General features: G+C 68.5%; 15 protein-coding genes. 7 read left to right on the plus strand and 8 right to left on the minus strand.

The features are described 5' to 3' along the window. Positions 1 to 24: 24 nt before the first annotated feature. Positions 25 to 1,095: a recombinase RecA gene (recA, locus tag EV649_RS01355; protein WP_130379658.1), complete on the minus strand. Its 1,071-nt coding sequence runs from the start codon at positions 1,093 to 1,095 to the stop codon at positions 25 to 27. A gap of 229 nt (positions 1,096 to 1,324) precedes the next feature. Here recA and EV649_RS01360 point away from each other — a divergent pair, with 229 nt between their 5' ends. The 3 genes from EV649_RS01360 (at position 1,325) to EV649_RS01370 (ending at position 5,015) form a co-directional block, all read left to right on the plus strand. Further along, positions 1,325 to 2,137: a hypothetical protein gene (locus EV649_RS01360; RefSeq protein WP_241997645.1), complete on the plus strand. Its 813-nt coding sequence runs from the start codon at positions 1,325 to 1,327 to the stop codon at positions 2,135 to 2,137. Between the two features lie 41 nt (positions 2,138 to 2,178). Beyond that, positions 2,179 to 2,745, plus strand: a complete 567-nt coding sequence (locus EV649_RS01365) for a GrpB family protein (protein WP_130379660.1) — start codon at positions 2,179 to 2,181, stop codon at positions 2,743 to 2,745. A gap of 164 nt (positions 2,746 to 2,909) precedes the next feature. Then, a complete protein-coding gene (locus EV649_RS01370) occupies positions 2,910 to 5,015 on the plus strand; it encodes an MMPL family transporter (protein ID WP_241997646.1) in 2,106 nt (701 codons plus the stop codon). A gap of 19 nt (positions 5,016 to 5,034) precedes the next feature. On the opposite strand, the gene EV649_RS01375 is transcribed toward EV649_RS01370, so the two are convergent. Together EV649_RS01375 and EV649_RS01380 are read right to left on the minus strand one after the other, a co-directional pair. Then, complete coding sequence (locus tag EV649_RS01375; protein ID WP_130379664.1) at positions 5,035 to 5,229, minus strand: DUF3046 domain-containing protein; 195 nt, start codon at positions 5,227 to 5,229, stop codon at positions 5,035 to 5,037. Beyond that, a complete protein-coding gene (locus EV649_RS01380) occupies positions 5,226 to 6,353 on the minus strand; it encodes a hypothetical protein (RefSeq protein ID WP_130379666.1) in 1,128 nt (375 codons plus the stop codon). Before EV649_RS01380 ends, EV649_RS01375 begins: the two co-directional genes overlap by 4 nt. Positions 6,354 to 6,462: 109 nt before the next feature. On the opposite strand from EV649_RS01380, the gene EV649_RS01385 reads away from it, so the two are divergent. The 3 genes from EV649_RS01385 (at position 6,463) to EV649_RS01395 (ending at position 12,483) form a co-directional block, all read left to right on the plus strand. Continuing rightward, positions 6,463 to 11,112, plus strand: a complete 4,650-nt coding sequence (locus tag EV649_RS01385) for an ATP-dependent helicase (RefSeq protein ID WP_130379668.1) — start codon at positions 6,463 to 6,465, stop codon at positions 11,110 to 11,112. 11 nt (positions 11,113 to 11,123) lie between these two features. Continuing rightward, positions 11,124 to 11,909 (plus strand): DNA-formamidopyrimidine glycosylase family protein, encoded by a 786-nt coding sequence (locus EV649_RS01390; protein WP_130379670.1) that lies wholly within the window; start codon positions 11,124 to 11,126, stop codon positions 11,907 to 11,909. 112 nt (positions 11,910 to 12,021) lie between these two features. Further along, entirely contained in the window at positions 12,022 to 12,483 is a 462-nt protein-coding gene (locus EV649_RS01395) for a DUF4262 domain-containing protein (protein WP_130379672.1), read from the plus strand. Positions 12,484 to 12,491: 8 nt separating this feature from the next. On the opposite strand, the gene EV649_RS01400 is transcribed toward EV649_RS01395, so the two are convergent. Further along, positions 12,492 to 12,779 (minus strand): helix-turn-helix transcriptional regulator, encoded by a 288-nt coding sequence (locus EV649_RS01400; RefSeq protein WP_130379674.1) that lies wholly within the window; start codon positions 12,777 to 12,779, stop codon positions 12,492 to 12,494. 163 nt (positions 12,780 to 12,942) lie between these two features. Next, a complete protein-coding gene (locus EV649_RS01405) occupies positions 12,943 to 13,434 on the minus strand; it encodes a CinA family protein (RefSeq protein WP_241997647.1) in 492 nt (163 codons plus the stop codon). Between the two features lie 171 nt (positions 13,435 to 13,605). On the opposite strand from EV649_RS01405, the gene EV649_RS01410 reads away from it, so the two are divergent. Further along, on the plus strand, positions 13,606 to 14,730 hold the full coding sequence (locus EV649_RS01410; RefSeq protein ID WP_130379676.1) for a DUF2332 domain-containing protein: 1,125 nt from the start codon (positions 13,606 to 13,608) through the stop codon (positions 14,728 to 14,730). A 44-nt stretch (positions 14,731 to 14,774) separates the two neighbouring features. Here EV649_RS01410 and pgsA read toward each other — a convergent pair whose 3' ends face one another. The 3 genes from pgsA to EV649_RS01425 are packed head-to-tail and all read right to left on the minus strand — an operon-like array spanning position 14,775 to position 17,836. Beyond that, positions 14,775 to 15,398: a CDP-diacylglycerol--glycerol-3-phosphate 3-phosphatidyltransferase gene (pgsA, locus tag EV649_RS01415; RefSeq protein ID WP_130379678.1), complete on the minus strand. Its 624-nt coding sequence runs from the start codon at positions 15,396 to 15,398 to the stop codon at positions 14,775 to 14,777. Then, positions 15,395 to 17,020, minus strand: coding sequence for a 30S ribosomal protein S12 methylthiotransferase RimO (rimO, locus tag EV649_RS01420; RefSeq protein WP_130379680.1), 1,626 nt, complete (start codon positions 17,018 to 17,020; stop codon positions 15,395 to 15,397). Before rimO ends, pgsA begins: the two co-directional genes overlap by 4 nt. Before the next feature lie 51 nt (positions 17,021 to 17,071). After that, positions 17,072 to 17,836: a helix-turn-helix domain-containing protein gene (locus EV649_RS01425; RefSeq protein ID WP_241997648.1), complete on the minus strand. Its 765-nt coding sequence runs from the start codon at positions 17,834 to 17,836 to the stop codon at positions 17,072 to 17,074. Positions 17,837 to 17,910 lie beyond the last annotated feature (74 nt).

Here is a 17,910-nt window from a genome sequence, read left to right on the forward strand (position 1 = left end):
ACGCTGCCACCCGCGGAGGGTCGGTCAGAAGTCGACATCGACCTCGGCCGCGGCAGCGTCGGCCGGCTGGTCAAGGGTCGGGCCGATGCCCATCTTCTCCTTGATCTTCTTCTCCAGCTCGTTGGCCAGATCGGGGTTGTCGCGCAGGAAGTTCCGCGCGTTCTCCCGGCCCTGGCCGAGTTGGTCGCTCTCGTACGTGAACCAGGCGCCGGCCTTGCGGACGAAGCCCTGATCCACGCCGAGGTCGAGCAGGCTGCCCTCACGGCTGATGCCCTGGCCGTAGATGATGTCGAACTCCGCCTGCTTGAACGGCGGGGCCACCTTGTTCTTCACGACCTTGACGCGGGTCCGGTTACCGACGACGTCGGTGCCGTCCTTCAGCGACTCGATCCGGCGCACGTCCAGCCGCACCGACGCGTAGAACTTCAGCGCCTTACCACCGGTCGTCGTCTCCGGGGAGCCGAACATGACGCCGATCTTCTCGCGCAGCTGGTTGATGAAGATCGCGGTCGTGTTCGTCCCGCTGACCGCGCCGGTCATCTTCCGCAGCGCCTGGCTCATCAGCCGGGCCTGCAGACCGACGTGGCTGTCCCCCATCTCACCCTCGATCTCGGCCCGGGGCACCAGCGCGGCCACCGAGTCGATCACGACGATGTCGATCGCGCCGGAGCGCACCAGCATGTCGGCGATCTCCAGGGCCTGCTCACCGGAGTCGGGCTGCGAGACCAGCAGCGCGTCGGTGTCGACACCCAGCTTCCGCGCGTACTCCGGGTCGAGCGCGTGCTCCGCGTCGATGAAGGCCGCGATCCCGCCGGCCCGCTGAGCGTTCGCGACCGCGTGCAGCGCGACCGTCGTCTTACCGGAGGATTCCGGACCGTAGATCTCCACCACCCGGCCGCGCGGCAGACCGCCGATCCCGAGCGCGATGTCGAGCGCGATCGACCCGGTCGGGATGACCTCGATCGGGGGCCGGTTCTGCTCGCCCAGCCGCATCACCGATCCCTTGCCGCACTGTCGCTCGATCTGCGTCAGCGCGGTCGCAAGCGCCTTCTCGCGATCGGCCGCCGCGCGCTCCGCACTCGCTACACCCGCCATGTGACTGCCACCTGACCCATCTGATAATCCGGGGCCGCCGCCGGCCACCCGAAGGAACTTTGTTGTCGCCAGAGAAGGTATTCGTTGCCGCCGACAGTTTTCGCCGCGACTTCGAATCTGTGGACAACTCGGCCGTCCAAACCACCTTCCGAGCACCAAAGTATCCCGAACACGTGTTCGAATCACAACTGACACGCCGAAGGCTGTTCCGGCAGCCATCCTGACCCAGATGATCCCTACCCTTGCGGACGTGACCGACCGTCCCGACGTACCCGACTCCGCCGTGGTCCTCGCGATCAGCCGGGTCGAATTCGGTATCGACATCGTGCTCGACGCGCTGCGCTCGCAGGACCCGTTCGGCATCCGCACCGTCCTGGCCGAGTACTCCGCTCAGGAGAAGCCCAACCTCGCCGAGAAGGGTCTGATCCTCGCGATCGACCGGCTGCTGCAGATGAAGGTGCCCGGCCACGAGGAATGGCCGACCCTCCCGCTGGCCAAGCGCTGCGACTGGTGGGTCGAGCGCCTCGGCGGGTTCGCCGCGGTCGTCGCCGGTCTCCCCCGGCTCAGCGGCGCGGCGGCGGACCGGCTGCCGATGAAGGACACCCTCGGCGCGGCTGTGCAGGCGATGGTGATCGGCGCGGTCTGCCGCGAGTACGGCGTGGACGCGCACGCGGACCGTACGTCGATCATCATCCGGGTACTCACCGATCGCCCGATCACGCCGGACGAGGTCCTCAAGTACGACGACCCGGAGATCGCCGGCAAGGACGTCTCCGAGCAACTGGGCCTCGACGAGGTCTCGGCGGACATGGGGTTGCGCAAGGGCGTCCGGCTGGTCTGGCGACTGAGCAAGCTGTTCGGCGGCCTCAGCGAGGTGTTCGAGGAACGCCCGCGCGGCAGCCTGGGTGCCCGGTTCGTCGGGAAGCTCCCTGGCGTCGGCGTGGTCGGCGGCTTCTTCGACGAGCGCAAGGGCATCAAGAAGGCGGCGTACGAGGCGGCGGATCTGCTCACCACCAGCGCGTTCCGGGTCAAGCCGGTGTAAAGGGCTGGGACCTGCGACCGCAGTACTGGGATGATCTCCGCATGACTGGGATCGTCATCGCGCGGCCGGACGACACCTGGCCCGCGCAGTACCAGAAGACCGCGCAGGTGATCGGCGGACTGCTCGGCGAGTTGGCCCAGCGGATCGACCACGTCGGCTCCACCTCGGTACCCGGCCTGCCGGCCAAGGACATCCTCGACATCCAAGTGACCGTCGGTACAGAACCGGACCTGGACGACGTCGCCGAGCGCATGGCTGCCGCGGACTGGGAGCTCCGCCCGCCGCGGCGCGACCACCCCGTGCCGGGTCTGCCCGCGGACGACATCCAGTGGGTGAAGCGGATGCTGGTCGAGCCGATGTACCGGCGCCGCGTGAACCTGCACATCCGCGTGGCAGGGCGGGCCAACCAGCGATACGCGCTGCTGTTCCGCGACTACCTGCGCAGTCATCCGGAAACGGCACGGGCGTACGCCGTGTTCAAGCAGCACGCGGCTGCGCTCAAGCTCGAGATCGGCGACTACAGCGACCTGAAGGACCCGGTCTGCGACCTCATCTATCTACCGGCCGAAGAATGGGCCGCCCGCACCGGCTGGACACCTGAGAACTGAACCAGTGACCGTGCAGGCTGGAGACGCACGGTGAGCGCAGCACTACCGAGTGGTCGTTGACCAGGTCTGACGCAGCCACCACGCTGGTTCCGGGGGCGTCGTGATCGGTCCGGCGAGCGGACGGGACGGATGTCTCTCCAGGGGGCGTGGTTCGGGTGCGCGGAGTGGGACGACTCGCGGCGTTGCCGTGCGGCAAGGTGTCGAAATGGATCGTGCTGGCGCTGTGGATCGTCGCAATAGGGGTGTCCTTCAGTCCGGCGGGCAAGCTGACCGGTGCGCAGGAGAACGACGCTGTCTCGTGGCTGCCCGGTAATGCCGAGTCCACCGAGGTCTTGAAGGCGACCGCACAGTTCTCGTCCCCGGACGAGATTCCGGCTGTGCTGGTGTACGAACGCTCGTCCGGTATCACTCCCGCTGACCAGCAAGCGGTCGCCCGACAGGTGACGCAGTACGGCGACCTGCAGGACGTCGACCGTGACGTCGTCGGGCCGATCCCGTCGGAGGATCGCAAGGCACTCCAGGTGCTTGTACCGATCAACGCCGGCTCTGGAGGCTGGGAGACCATCGGTGCGCGTGCCGACGACATCAGGCGGATCGCGGCGGACCGGCCGGACGGACTGTCCTTCCACGTGACCGGACCGGGCGGATTCGCCGCCGACTCGCAAGAGGCCTTCGCAGGTATCGACGGCAAACTCCTGTACTCCGCTGCAGCCGTAGTGATCGTCATCCTCCTGCTCACCTACCGGAGCCCTGTGTTGTGGCTGCTGCCAGTCCTCTCCGCAGGTGTCGCACTCTTTGCGGCACAGGCCGTCATCTACGTCTTGGCGACCCGAGCGGACCTGACCGTCAACGCCCAGAGCGCAGGCATCCTGACAGTCCTTGTGTTCGGCGCGGGGACGGACTATGCCCTGCTACTGATAGCGCGCTACCGCGAGGAACTCAGGAAGCATCAGGACAGGCATGAGGCGATGGCATTCGCTCTGCACCGGTCCGGTCCGGCGATCTTCGCATCAGGATCCACAGTGGTAGCAGGCATGCTCTGTCTGCTGTTCGCCTCGATGAACTCCACCCGCGGGCTCGGTCCGGTCGCAGCAGTCGGCATTGTGATCGCCCTGCTCGCCATGCTGACCTTGCTGCCCGCACTGCTCGTCATCTGTGGTCGTTGGGTGTTCTGGCCGCTCCGTCCGACGTACGGATCGGATGACCACACCGAGAGGAGCGTGTGGGGTCGCATCGGCCGACGGATCGCCGTACGGCCGCGGCTGACCTGGATCACCACGTCGGTGCTCCTGGGCATCGCCGCCCTCGGCATGTTGACACTCAACGCCAACGGCCTGACCAACGAAGAGTCCTTCGTCGGTACGCCGGACTCCGTCGTCGGAGAGAAGATCGTGGCCGCCCACTTCCCGGCCGGCGCGGGCAACCCACTGGTCGTGGTGAGCAAGGCCGACAAGGCCGCGGAGGTCCGTACGGCGATGTCCTCGACGCAAGGCATCGCGGCGGTGGCGGAGCCGCGGGTGGCCGGAGGACTGGCGTACCTCGAGGGGACCATGACCGACGCGGTGGACACGCAGGCCGCGAAGGACACCGTCGATCGCGTACGGACGTCCGTCCACGCGGTGCCGGACGCCGACGCACTCGCCGGCGGTGGTGCCGCGATCCTGCTGGACACGCAGCGGGCATCCGCTCACGACAACAGGCTGATCATCCCGGTGGTGCTCGCGGTGGTGCTGGCGATCCTCGCACTGTTGCTGCGGGCACTCGTCGCGCCGGTGATGCTGGTGGCAACCGTCGTACTGTCGTTCGGCGCGGCGCTCGGGATCAGCTCACTGGTGTTCAAGGCACTCGGCTTCGAGGGTGCGGACACGTCGTTGCCGCTGTTCGTCTTCGTCTTCCTGGTTGCCTTGGGCATCGACTACAACATCTTCCTGATGACGCGCGTGCACGAGGAGGCGAAGACCCAGGGCACCCGGCGCGGGGCGCTGATCGGGGTGGCCGCGACCGGTGGGGTGATCACGTCGGCCGGACTGGTGCTGGCGGGGACGTTCGCGGTGCTGGCGACGCTGCCGGTGGTGGCTTTCGCGGAGATCGGCATCGCGGTCGCGCTCGGCGTACTGCTCGACACCATCGTCGTCCGTTCGGTGCTGGTCACGGCGCTGAACCTGGACATCGGCCGGCACCTGTGGTGGCCGAGCCGGCTGGCCCGTGAGCACGAGCCAGGGCCGGCCGACATCCTGCCTGAAGGTGAGTCGACGCTCACCAGGACCTGATTGAGTGGCGGTGGGCCGGTCAGCGTTCGCTGGGCGGAAGGTTGAGGTGGGCCCACACGGCTCGCCAGACGAACTTGGCGGCCTCACCGTCGGCCAGGGCCTCGACGACCGTGCGGCCGCCGAGCTCCTGGACCACCTGGGTCTCTGCCCAGGTCCGTGCATACGCGGGCCCGAGATGGTGATCCATCCGTGCCCAGAATTCCGTCAGTCTCATGCCTGCCCGTCATCGTCCTTCGGCGGCGGTCCCCAACCGCCCTGCTGCCCCTGCTGAGGCGCCGACGGACCACCCTGCTGGCCCCACCCACCCTGCTGCGGCGGCTGCTGACCGTAACCCTGCGGCGGCTGACCAGGCTGCTGACCCTGACCAGGCTGTTGTCCCCAACCACCAGGACCCTGCTGCGGCGGCTGCTGAGGCTGTCCAGGGTACTGCTGCTGACCAGGCTGACCAGGCTGCTGCCCCTGCGGCGGCTGACCCGGGTACTGTCCCGGCTGACCGCCGTACTGACCAGGCTGACCAGGCTGCCCTGGCTGACCGCCGTACTGACCGGGCTGCCCCGGGTACTGCCCACCGGGACCCTGCTGGCCGTACTGCTGCTGCCCGAACCCAGACTGCCCCGGGTACTGCCCCGGGCCGCCGTACTGACCCGGCTGGCCCGGGTACTGCCCCGGGAACTGCTGGCCGTAGCCCTGCGGACCCTGATTCTTGCGGCTACGCAGGACAAAGAACACCACCGCGGCGATCGCCAGCAGCACGAGCACGATGATCAGGATCAGCGCCCACATCGGGAACCCGCCACCGGCCTCGGAGGTCAGCGAGATCTTCCCCAGCTTGTCGAGGCTGTCGTACGTCGCCGTACGGCCGCTGACCTTGGCGCCGCTGTCGTGCTCGAGGATCTTGCCCGGCATGGTGATCTTGAAGTTCACCTCCGGCTGGCTACCGCCGGACGGCAGGTTGCTGCTCAGGTCACCGGCCTTGACAGCCACCTTGACCTTGTCGCCGTCCTTGCTGAAGCCGACGCCGTCGCCGCTCGAGCTGCCCATCTTGTCGAACGGCACGTTCTCGAACGTGCAGTTGGAGCCGACGTACTTGTCGTCCTCGTACGACTTGCAGGTGACGCCCTGGGTGGCCGACTCCTTGATGCCGCTCTCGATCTGCTGGCGGATCTTGTCGAGGGACTGGCCGCTGGACTGCAGCAGCTGCTTGTCCACCCCGATCTTCATGTTCCCCGAGACCGTCTCGTTCGACCCGACCTTCAGGTCGGCGTCGAGCTTGACGCACCCGGTCAGCCCGACCAGGCAGGCCACGACGACGAGGGCTGCACGTACGCGGTTCATCATGCCGCCGATCATTCCAGACGAAGGGGACAACCGGCGCACCGGACGGAAAGCGCCTGCTCACGGTGGGCGACCGGGCGGTCCGTGAAAACTGTCGGCGGGACCCGGCAAGATGGTCAGCGTGAAGAAGACCAGCGCGTTGAGCCGGTTCTCGCCCGCGACCCGGGCGTGGTTCGGCGACGTCTTCGAGGCGGCCACCCCGGCCCAGCTCGAGGCGTGGGACGCCATCACCGCGGGCCGGGACGCGCTGGTGGTCGCCCCGACCGGCTCCGGGAAGACGCTGGCAGCCTTCCTGTGGGCCCTGGACAAGCTGGCCACGACACCGCCGCCGGACGATCCGAAGTTGCGCTGCCGGGTGCTCTACGTGTCACCGCTGAAGGCGCTCGCCGTCGACGTCGAGCGCAACCTTCGCGCGCCGTTGATCGGCATCCGCGAGACCGCCCGCCGGCTCGGTGAGGCGCCGATCGATGTCGAGGTCGCGGTGCGCTCGGGCGACACCCCGGCCAACGAGCGGCGACGGTTCGCCACGCGGCCGTCCGACGTACTGATCACGACGCCGGAGTCCCTGTTCCTGTTGCTGACCTCGCAAGGCCGGGAGTCGCTGCGCGGTGTCGAGACCGTCATCATCGACGAGGTGCACGCGGTCGCCGGGACCAAGCGGGGCGCGCATCTCGCGCTGACCCTCGAGCGGCTGGACACACTGCTGCCGCAGCCGGCGCAGCGCATCGGTCTGTCGGCGACGGTGCGACCGGTGGAGGAGGTCGCGCGGTTCCTCGGCGGTGAGCGGCCGGTGACGGTCGTGCAGCCCAAGTTCACGAAGCAGTGGGATCTGAGCGTCGTCGTACCGGTCGAGGACATGGCCGAGCTGGCCGCGACCGAGGTGGAGACTTCGGGGTCCGCGGCCGGTCCTCAGCAGCATGCTTCGATCTGGCCGCATGTCGAGGAGCACGTCTTCGACCTGATCAGTCAGCACAGTTCGACGATCGTCTTTTCGAACTCGCGCCGCCTCGCCGAGCGACTGACCGCCCGGCTGAACGAGATCGCGGCCGAGCGCGCCGAGCTGGAGCTGCCGGAGCTCGGCTCGCCTGCGCAGCTGATGGCGCAGTCGGGCGGATCGCTCGCGGCTCCGCCGTTGATCGCGCGGGCCCACCACGGCTCGGTCAGCAAGGAGCAGCGGGCACTGATCGAAGCGGATCTGAAATCCGGTCGGCTGCCGTGCGTCGTGGCGACGAGCAGCCTCGAGCTCGGCATCGACATGGGCGCCGTGGATCTCGTCATCCAGGTCGAGGCGCCGCCGTCCGTTGCCAGCGGACTGCAGCGCGTCGGTCGTGCGGGTCACCAGGTGGGAGCGGTGTCGCGCGGCGTGCTGTTTCCCAAGTTCCGCGGCGATCTGATCGACACCGCCGTCGTCGTGCAGCGGATGCGCGACGGCCTCATCGAGAGCCTGCACATCCCGGCCAACCCGCTGGACGTCCTTGCGCAGCAGATCGTGTCGATCGTGGCCCTCGACTCCGTCGACGTCGACGAGCTCTTTTCCCTGGTACGCCGCTGCGCGCCGTTCGCGACCCTGCCGAGATCGGCGTACGACGGGGTGCTCGACATGCTGTCCGGTCGGTACCCGTCGGACGAGTTCGCGGAGCTCCGGCCGCGGATCGTGTTCGACCGGGTCAGCGGTGAGATCTCCGGCCGCCCGGGCGCGCAGCGGCTCGCGGTGACGAGCGGCGGGACGATTCCGGACCGCGGGCTGTTCGGCGTGTTCCTGGTCGGCGAGTCGACGAACCACCGGGTCGGCGAGCTCGACGAGGAGATGGTGTACGAGTCGCGCGTCGGCGACGTGTTCACCCTCGGCGCGTCGAGCTGGCGGATCGAGGACATCACGCACGACCGCGTGCTCGTCTCCCCCGCGCCCGGCCAGCCGGGCAGACTGCCGTTCTGGAAGGGCGATGCGGTCGGGCGGCCGGCTGAGCTCGGCGCGGCGACCGGCGCGTTCGTCCGCAAGATGGCGTCGTTGCCTGCGGCCAAGGCGATCGAGCGCGCGCGGACCGCGGGTCTGGACGAGTACGCCGCGAACAACCTCGTCTCGTATCTCGCGGAGCAGCGCGACGCGACCAGCCGAGTGCCCGACGACGTGACGATCGTGGTCGAGCGGTTCCGTGACGAGCTCGGCGACTGGCGGGTATGCGTGCACTCGCCGTACGGCGGTCAGGTGCACGGCCCGTGGGCGCTGGCGATCGCGGCGCGGCTCCGGGACCGTTACGGGATGGACGCGCAGTCGGTGTCCGGCGACGACGGGATCGTGCTGCGCCTGCCGGAGACGGACGAGCCGCCGCCGGGCGCGGATCTGGTGCTGTTCGATCCGGCGGACATCGAGGATCTGGTGACCACCGAGGTTGGTGGGTCGGCGTTGTTCGCGGCGCGGTTCCGGGAGTGCGCGGCGCGGGCCTTGCTGCTGCCACGACGCAACCCGGGACGACGGTCACCGCTGTGGCAGCAGCGGCAGCGTGCCTCGCAGTTGCTGAGTGTCGCGAGCAAGTTCGGGTCGTTCCCGATCGTGCTCGAGACACTGCGCGAAGTCTTGCAGGATGTCTACGACCTTCCTGCGTTGAAGGATCTGCTGACCGGTATCAGTGAGCGCCGGATCTCGGTCGTCGAGGTGGAGACGTCCGAGGCGTCGCCGTTCGCGAAGTCGTTGCTGTTCGGCTATGTGGGCGCCTTCATGTACGAGGGCGACAGTCCGCTCGCCGAGAAGCGTGCTGCCGCATTGTCGCTGGATCAGAGCTTGCTGGCCGAGTTGCTCGGGCGGACCGAGCTTCGTGAGTTGCTCGACGCCGAGGTCGTACTGCGGACCGAGGCCGAGTTGCAACGCCTCGCCGAGGATCGCCGAGCGCGTGATGCGGAAGGGTTGTTCGACGTATTGCGAATCATCGGTCCGCTGTCGTTGCCGGAGGCAACCCAGCGGTCCGTCGACGGTTCGGATGCGGAGTCCTGGCTGACGTCGCTCGCGGCCGCGCGCCGCGTCGTACGGGTGCGGATCGCGGGTGAGCATCGCTGGGCGGTCGTCGAGGATGTGGCTCGGTTGCGTGACGCGCTCGGCGTGCCGCTGCCCCCTGGCGTTGCGGAGGCGCATGCCGAGCCTGTCGCCGATCCGCTCGGCGACCTGGTGTCTCGGTATGCGCGGACGCACGGACCGTTCCGCGCGATCGATCTCGCGACCCATCTCGGCATCGGAGTCGCAGTCGTCACCGACGCGCTACGGCGGCTCGGCGCGGCTGGGCGAGTCGTCGAAGGCGAATTCCTGCCGGGTGGGATCGCGCTCGAGTGGTGTGACAGCGAGGTCCTCCGGCTGCTGCGACGGCGTTCTCTCGCCGCATTGCGGAAGGAGGTCGAGCCGGTCGATCCATCCGCGCTGGCGCGATTCCTGCCCGCCTGGCAAGGCATCACGAGCAGCCGCGGCCGCGGGTACGACGTACTTCTCGGCGCGATCGAGCAACTCGCGGGATGCGCGGTGCCGGCGTCGGCGCTGGAGTCGATCGTGCTGCCGTCGCGGGTGCCTGGGTATCAGCCGTCGATGTTGGACGAGCTGACCGCGACCGGTGAAGTGGTGTGGGCCGGCTCCGGTTCATTGCCCGGGACGGACGGATGGGTGTCGCTGCATCTGGCTGACAACTGCGACTTGACGCTGCCTGACCCGGATCCGGCCTTCGAGCTCGGCGAAACGCACCAGGCTGTGCTGGACGCGTTGTCGGGCGGCGGCGCGTTCTTCTTCCGGCAGTTGAGCGACGTCGTCGGATCGAGTTCGGGTGCGATCGAGGACGAGACGCTGGTCGGCGTTCTCTGGGACCTCGTCTGGGCCGGGTATCTGACGAACGACACACTGACGCCGGTCAGATCGCTCGTCGGTGGCGGCCGCGGCAGTCACCGAACACGTCGTGCGACTCCACGTGCGCGTCCGGGACGCCCGATGCGGCCAGGCCGACCCGCGATGCCGTCGCGGAGTGGTCCGCCGACGGCTGGTGGGCGATGGTCGTTGCTTCCGGCCCGAAGCTCCGATGCGACTCGGCGGGCACATGCCGCGGCCGAGACCCTTCTCGATCGCTACGGCATCGTGACGCGGGGTTCGGTGATCACCGAGCGGACGCCCGGTGGGTTCGCGGCCGTCTACAAGGTGCTGAGCGCCTTCGAGGAGTCCGGGCGGTGCCGGCGCGGGTACTTCGTTGCAGGCCTCGGAGCTGCCCAGTTCGCGTTGCCTGGCGCAGTCGATCGGCTGCGGGCGCTCGCCGAGCTACCAACTTCTTCGAAGCCGGACGGACCGTTCGGTCCCCCCGGACGGTTCGGGCCTGGTGGCGCACGGACAGGCGGTGCCGCTCGCGGCCGGAAGGACGAGGAGCTGACCGCGCGCGCCGTCGTACTGGCTGCGTCCGATCCAGCAAACCCGTACGGCGCTGCGTTGCCATGGCCCGAGCGGGAAAGCGCCGGCGGCCACCGTCCCGGCCGGAAGGCGGGCGCGTTGGTCGTGATGGTCGACGGACAGCTGATCGTGTACGTCGAACGTGGCGGGCGGACCGTGCTCAGTTTCACGGAGGATCCCGATCTGCTGCAGCCGGCCGTTGACGCGTTGGCCTTGTCGATCCGGGACGGTCAGCTCGGCAAGCTCAGCGTGGAGACGGCCGACGGTGAGCAGGTTCGCCATACCGCGTTCGGGGACGCTCTGGCCAAGGCGGGCTTCCACGCCACGCCACGCGGTCTGCGGCTCCGGGCCTGAAGTAGTCGGTCATGCCTGAAGGAGATACCGTCTGGCGAGCCTGCAAGCGGCTGAATCAGGCGCTTGCCGGGCAGGAACTCGTTCGGACCGACTTCCGTGTGCCTTCGTTGGCGACGACCGATCTGAGCGGACGAACCGTGCTGGAAGTCGTTGCGCGCGGCAAGCACATCCTGATGCGGCTGTCCGGTGGGCTCACGCTGCACAGCCACTTTCGGATGGACGGCAGCTGGCACCTGTACCGTCCCGACGAGCGTTGGCGCGGCGGACCCGACCACGAGATCCGCGTGGTCCTCGAAACCGCACCGTGGACGGCCGTCGGATACCGGCTTCCGGTGCTCGACCTCGTCGCCTCCGGCAAGGAAGACACCGTTGTCGGGCATCTCGGCCCGGACCTCCTGTCCCCGTCGTTCGATCGCGCACTCGCCATCTCGAACGTCGAGTCCGATCCGGGCCGCACCGTCAGCGAGGCGCTGCTCGACCAACGCAACCTCGCCGGAATCGGCAACTTCTACCGCACCGAGGTCTGCTTCCTGCTCGGCTTGCACCCGTGGCGCCCGGTCGAGGCTGTCGATGTCCCCGCCGCGATCGACCTGAGCCGCAAGCTGATGAAGGCCAACGTCCGCAACGGCACCCAGGTCAGCACAGGCATCGACCGGCCGGGACAACGCTCATGGGTGTTCGAACGCGCCAGCAAGCCCTGCCGCCGATGCGGTACGACGATCCTCACGTCCTCTCTCGGCGAGCCGACTCGCGAACGGGTCACCTACTGGTGCCCGGCCTGCCAGCCCGAAGCCTGATTCCTGGCGAAATTCCTGGTGAAATTGCCCTGTGGACAACGCCTCCGGAGGGAGTGAACACGGATACCTTCTCTGACGCATCGAACAACTGTTCGAGCGAAAGGAGACGGTGATGTGCGACAAGTGCGGCGGCCTGGACGACGAGCGGTACTCGCGCCAGCTCGAGCGAAACATCCAGACGTACGGCTGGACGATGCAGTTCATCGAGGGCGACGGCGGGCGGAACCCTGCCTTCGCGTACACACTCGGCCTCAGCCTGTACCGGCATCCGGAGATCATCGTCTTCGATCCGGAGCCGTGCTACGCCTACCTAGGGCTCAAGCCACTCGCCTGGGCGGTGCTGGAAGGAGCGGCCTTCGACGAGGGAGACGACCTGTCCGGCTTCTTCCCGCCTCCGCACACCGCCGAGCTCCTGCGATTTCCCGACTCGGCGCACCACCTGTACACCGCCAACACGATGTTCCGGCGGCCCGGTCAGCCGCCGCTGCCCGCGCTGCAACTCGTCTGGCCGACCCGGACAGCACTGATCCAGCCGTCCAGCAGTGGTTCGACTCCCGACGCAGGGGTCCGATGACCCGCGGCTCAGGCCGCAGCCACGACCTCGGGCTCGATGGTCGGGTGCGCCAGCACCAGAGCCTCTTCGCGCGCCAGATCTTCGCTGACCTCGGCGAACACCGTCGACAACGGCACTTCCAGGGCCATGCAGATAGCCGCCAGCAACTCGCTCGAAGCTTCCTTCTGACCGCGCTCGACCTCGGACAGATAGCCGAGGCTGACGCGTGCGTCGGCGGATACCTCGCGCAGAGTGCGCCCCTGGCGCAGCCGCTTACGCCGCAGCACGTCGCCCAGCAGGCCACGAACCAGCACCATGAGGTTTCTCCCTTCCGCCTGTCCGGTCGCGTCTACTCGCACGGTAGCTCGACCGTAGGAACCAACGGTACCTGTTGCTGGGTCACTACTTCTCGCAATGTCCACCTTCGGTGCGCCGTGCCAGTCTGCCTTACCTGTCCCCATGCTGGTCCCAACACCCCGATCAGTCGAGTTCTTCCGCCACAAGTTCTGCTCCGAGTTCCAGGACGGCCAGCACACTCCCCCGGCGCACAGCTGCCCGATCACCGCTCAGCTGCAACTTCCGCACCTGCACCGAGTCCGGTCCGGCCGCGGCGACGTACACCGTGCCGGCCTCGACACCCGCCTGCGGGTCCGGTCCGGCCACACCGGTCGTCGCGAGCCCGTAGTCCGCCTCCAGACGCTCCCGCACGCCGCTGGCCAATGCAGCAGCCGTATCCGGGTGCACCGGGCCCACAGCAGCCAGCAGCTCCTCCGGAACTCCCGCCAGCTTGGCCTTGAGATCAGTCGCGTAGACCACCACGCCACCCCGATACACAGCCGACACCCCCGGCACATCCGTCAGAACCGCCCCGACCATCCCACCCGTCAACGACTCAGCAGTAGCCAGCGTCACGCCACGTTCCAGCAACAACTCCACGAGCCGCTCAACCGCCACCTCGACCCCGCCGCCCACGGCCACCTCCGACTCTCAGCAGACACCGCTACTCAACACCCACCACCCAACACCACGGTCCCACCAACCTCCGATACACCACCCACGACGCGACGGGAAGGCGGCAACATGGCAAGACTTCGGTCAATAGCCGACGGCACTGGGCGGGGGTGCGTGGCTAGACTCGTTCGAATGCCGCAGGCGACTGGTGGGAGAGCGAAGGGTGGGGTGCGCGGGCGCACTCTCGCGCAGGTGTATCGGCGGTTCGGTGAAGTCGACGCGCTGAAGACTTCGCCGGTCTACGCGCGCATGGCGATTGCACTGAGCGAGTCACCTGAAGCGCTACGCGTGATCGAGAACGCGCCGCCACGCCGCCGGCATCCGACGGCAATCCTCGCCGCACTTCACCACCTCGCGCTCTCCGGACAGGCTCCCGACCTGGCCGCCGCCTTCGCCACCGCAAACACCACCGCCACGACGAATGCAGCTGGGCTGGATGTGGTTGGAGCGGTGGCTGTTGAGGTGGTTCGGCGGCGTGGGGACTTGGTTTTGGAGGCTGGTGCGAAGCGGAAGGTTCGCGGCGACGAGGGTGGGCGGCACGCAGTGTTGTATCCCGCCGTTGCTGAGGTGGCGCGGCGGGTTGGAGCGGGTTCGGTTGGGCTGATCGATGTGGGGCGGTCGGCCGGGCTGAATCTGACTGTTGACCGGGTGGGGATCTCGTACTCCAACGGGCAGTCGTTGGGTGACGCGGGTTCTGCGGTGCAAGCGTCGGCTTCGGTTGTGGGCGACGGGCTCGTGCCACTACGAGCGATGCCGGAGGTTGCGGCTCGGGTTGTGGTTGATGTTGATCCGGTTGATGTGACTGATGTGGACGAGGCGCGTTGGCTGCGGGCGTGTGTTCCGCCGGATCAGGTAGAGCGGTTGGCGATGCTCAAGGCGGAGTTGGCGTTGGCGGAGGCGGCTCCTCCGGTGCTGGTGCGGGGTGGTGTTGTCGACGTTCTGCCGGAGGCGATCGCCTCGGTGCCTGACGACGTACTCCCGGTGGTGATCACGACCTGGGCGTTGTCGGGGCTGGATCTCGAGGGGCGGTTGCGGTTTTTGCAACGGCTCGACGAGGCGGCGACCCGGCGGCCGGTGGCGTGGGTGTCGGTCGAGGGGGTTGGCGTCGCGCCGGGGATGCCGACGTTCGGCGATCGGCGGGCTTCGGGGCACAGCATCGTGGGCTTGGGCGTGTTCGACCACACGTCACTGCACGCCACGGCGGTCGGCCGTTGCTGGCTCCGCGGCGAGATGCTCGCCTGGCTGGCCGATTCGTAGATCCGTCCGACAACCCGCTGCCGCGATCACGCGGCGGGTGGGGGTTACGGGAGGGGGCGTTTGGCGGCGGCTCTTAGGCGGAGGGCTCGGGAGAGATAGTCGAGGCCGGTGACGAGGGTTACCAGGACGGCCGCGGCCATGATGGCTACTGCGGGCCAGTGGACTACGGCCAGGTGTTGCCATGGGAGGAGGTAGAGGCCCAGGGCTACAGCTTGGAGAACCGTCTTCAGTTTGCCGCCTCGGCTGGCGGGCATAACGCCGTGGCGGATGACCCAGAAGCGGAGGGCTGTCACGCCCCACTCGCGGACCATGACGACGATGGTGACCCACCACGGGAGTTCGCCGAGGTACGAGAGGCCGAGGAAGGCGGCGCCGGTGAGGGCCTTGTCGGCGATCGGGTCGGCGATCTTGCCGAAGTTCGTGACCAGGTTCCAGCGGCGGGCGATGTCGCCGTCGAAGCGGTCGGTGACGATGGCGACGACGAACGCGGCCGTGGCGAGGAGGCGGTCGCCGGTGGTGTGGCCGCCGTCGCGGAGTAGGAGCCAGACGAACAGCGGCACCAGGACCAGGCGGAGGACCGTGAGCGCGTTCGGCACGTTCCAGGCGCTGGGCGCGTGGAGATGGCCGCCGGCTGCGTGCGGCGCCGGGTTCGTCTCCGGGTTGGTCACGCGGTCAGGTTAGCTGCCGGACGGGCGTCTGGGGCGTTCACGAGTGCCGCGAACTCGGCGATCAGGTCGACGCCGTCGTTCGACACGACCTTCGCGGAGACCAGATCCCCGACCCGGATCCCGTCCGGGAGGCCGGTCACCGTCGTCATTCCGTCCACCTCGGGGCCCTGGTGCGCCGCACGGCCCTCGGCGTCGCCGGAGTCCGCCGAGTCGAGGGATTCGATGAGGACCTCCAGGAGTTCGCCGATGCGGGACTCGGCGCGGGAGGACGTCAGGTCTTCGGCGAGGCGGGTGACGCGGTCCAGGCGGTCGGCGATGGTGTCCTCGTCGAGTTTGCCGTCGTACGTCTCGGCCTCGGTGCCGTCCTCGTCGGAGTAGCCGAAGACGCCGATCGCATCCAGGCCGGCGCGGGAGAGGAAGTCGCAGAGGATGTCGACGTCCTCTTCGGTCTCGCCCGGGAAGCCGACGATGACGTTGCTGCGGATGCCGGCGGTCGGGGCGGCGGCGCGGACCTGGGCGATGAGTTCGAGGAAACGCTCGGAGTCGCCGAAGCGGCGCATCCGGCGCAGGAGCGGGCCGGAGGCGTGCTGGAAGGACAGGTCGAAGTACGGGACGACGCCGGGGGTGGCGGTCATCGCGGTGATCAGGGTGGGGCGCATCTCGGCGGGCTGCAGGTACGAGACGCGCACGCGGGTGATGCCGGACACCTGGGCGATCTCGCCGACCAGGGTCTCGAGGAGGCGGAGGTCGCCGAGGTCCTTGCCGTAGGAGGTCGAGTTCTCGGAGACCAGGAAGAGTTCCCGTACGCCGTTCTCAGCAAGCCACTCGGCTTCGCGGAGTACCTCGGCGGGCCGCCGGGACATGAAGGCGCCGCGGAACATCGGGATCGCGCAGAACGCGCAGCGGCGGTCGCAGCCGGAGGCGAGTTTCAGCGGGGCCATCGGGCCGCCGTCGAGGCGACGGCGCATGACGCGGGGGCCGCTCGCGGGGGCGGTCGCGAGGTCGGGGGCGTCGATCTTCAGCTCTTCCGGTACACCGGTGACGAAGCGTCCCTTGAGTTCACCGGGAGCGTCCGAGGCGGTGCCGACCGGCCGGAGGGCCTCGGGGATGTGATCACCGAGCACAGGCGTCTGCCCAGCAGCGGTCGGGTCGCCGTGGCCGGGGATTGCTGGGGCGGAGGTGGCGTGGCGGTCTGCGGGGGCCAGCGGAAGGAGCTTGCGGCGGTCGCGCGGTACGTGGGCCTGGTGCTTGGTGCCGGCGAGGATCGCGCGGAGGCGGTCCGAGATGTCGGTGTAGTCGTCGAAGCTGAGTACGGCGTCCGTCTCCGGGAGTGCGTCCGCGAGCTGCTCGCCGTACCGCTCGGCAAGGCAGCCGACCGCGACAACGGCCTGCGTGCGGCCGGAGTCCTTGTAGTCGGCAGCCGCGAGCAGCGTGTCGACGGAGTCCTTCTTGGCGGCCTCGACGAAGCCGCAGGTGTTCACCACCACCGTGTCTGCCTCGGCGGCGTCGTCGACCAGTTGGAATCCCCCGGCTTCGAGCCGGCCGGCGAGTTCCTCGGAGTCGACATCGTTACGGGCACAGCCCAGCGTGACCAGGGCGACGGTGGTGGGTGGCGTAGTCATCCCCACGAGTATGACGCGCTGTGCACGTCCGTACCTAACCCAGAAGCTTGATTACTGGTTGCCGGTGGTCTTGCTGAGGGTGCCGTTCGGGTGCGCGGTGAACTTGTAGAGCTTGGTGGGGATCCGCTTGCCGTTGAGGACGACGACGAGGTTGCCGGGATTGCCCACAGTCACCCGGATGTCGCCGGCGCTGGTGACGGATTGCGCGATGCCCGGGCTGAGGCGGCCCTGGAAGAGGCGCCGATTCTTCCTGTCCCGGATTGTCAGATAGGTGCCATCGCCCGTCGCCGTCAGCCTCAGCGCGGTCTGCAGAGCCGGCGGCTTGGCCGACGTCGGCTTCTTGGTGGGCCGCACCGTCGGCTGCGGCGACGCTTTCGGGGTCGGCGTCGTGACCGTTGCCGTCGTGGTCGCGGTCTTGGACGCGTTGGCCTCGATGTCGCTGGGCAGCGTGAAGAGCCGCACCATCCCCCAGCCCATCAAGATGACCAGGATCGCGCCGACCACGAGGGCCCAGCGCGGGCGGGCCGGGCGGAGGGTCGGGGCCTTGGCCACGGCGCGTTCCTCGCGCCGGGACTTCTCCTCCTCGACGGCCTGTTCGGCGTCGAAGCTGGCGAGCAACGGTGCGGGGTCGGCCTTGACCACGCGAGCGATCGACCGAATGTGCCCACGGGCGTAGAAGTTCCCGCCGCAGCGGGAGAAATCGTCGGCCTCCATGGCGATCAGCAGCCCGGATCTGATCCGGGTGGCGGCGCTCAGTTGCTCGATCGTCATGTCGGCCCGTTCGCGGGCCGCCGTGAGCTCGCTGCCGATGCTCACGTCCCCACCATCCTCTCCTCGTCCGACCTGTTCGCGCGGACCGTCGACAGCCGGTGCATCGACATCAACACAAC

Source organism: Kribbella sp. VKM Ac-2569, from assembly GCF_004216905.1.
In the GTDB taxonomy this organism is placed as follows: domain Bacteria; phylum Actinomycetota; class Actinomycetes; order Propionibacteriales; family Kribbellaceae; genus Kribbella.

Coding starts and splice junctions, on each gene's coding strand:
- recA (WP_130379658.1), bottom strand. CDS start 1,095: ATGGCGGGTGTAGCGAGTGCGGAGCGCGCGGCGGCCGATCGCGAGAAG.
- EV649_RS01360 (WP_241997645.1), top strand. CDS start 1,325: ATGATCCCTACCCTTGCGGACGTGACCGACCGTCCCGACGTACCCGAC.
- EV649_RS01365 (WP_130379660.1), top strand. CDS start 2,179: ATGACTGGGATCGTCATCGCGCGGCCGGACGACACCTGGCCCGCGCAG.
- EV649_RS01375 (WP_130379664.1), bottom strand. CDS start 5,229: ATGAGACTGACGGAATTCTGGGCACGGATGGATCACCATCTCGGGCCC.
- EV649_RS01380 (WP_130379666.1), bottom strand. CDS start 6,353: ATGATGAACCGCGTACGTGCAGCCCTCGTCGTCGTGGCCTGCCTGGTC.
- EV649_RS01385 (WP_130379668.1), top strand. CDS start 6,463: ATGGTCAGCGTGAAGAAGACCAGCGCGTTGAGCCGGTTCTCGCCCGCG.
- EV649_RS01390 (WP_130379670.1), top strand. CDS start 11,124: ATGCCTGAAGGAGATACCGTCTGGCGAGCCTGCAAGCGGCTGAATCAG.
- EV649_RS01395 (WP_130379672.1), top strand. CDS start 12,022: ATGTGCGACAAGTGCGGCGGCCTGGACGACGAGCGGTACTCGCGCCAG.
- EV649_RS01400 (WP_130379674.1), bottom strand. CDS start 12,779: ATGGTGCTGGTTCGTGGCCTGCTGGGCGACGTGCTGCGGCGTAAGCGG.
- EV649_RS01410 (WP_130379676.1), top strand. CDS start 13,606: ATGCCGCAGGCGACTGGTGGGAGAGCGAAGGGTGGGGTGCGCGGGCGC.
- rimO (WP_130379680.1), bottom strand. CDS start 17,020: ATGACTACGCCACCCACCACCGTCGCCCTGGTCACGCTGGGCTGTGCC.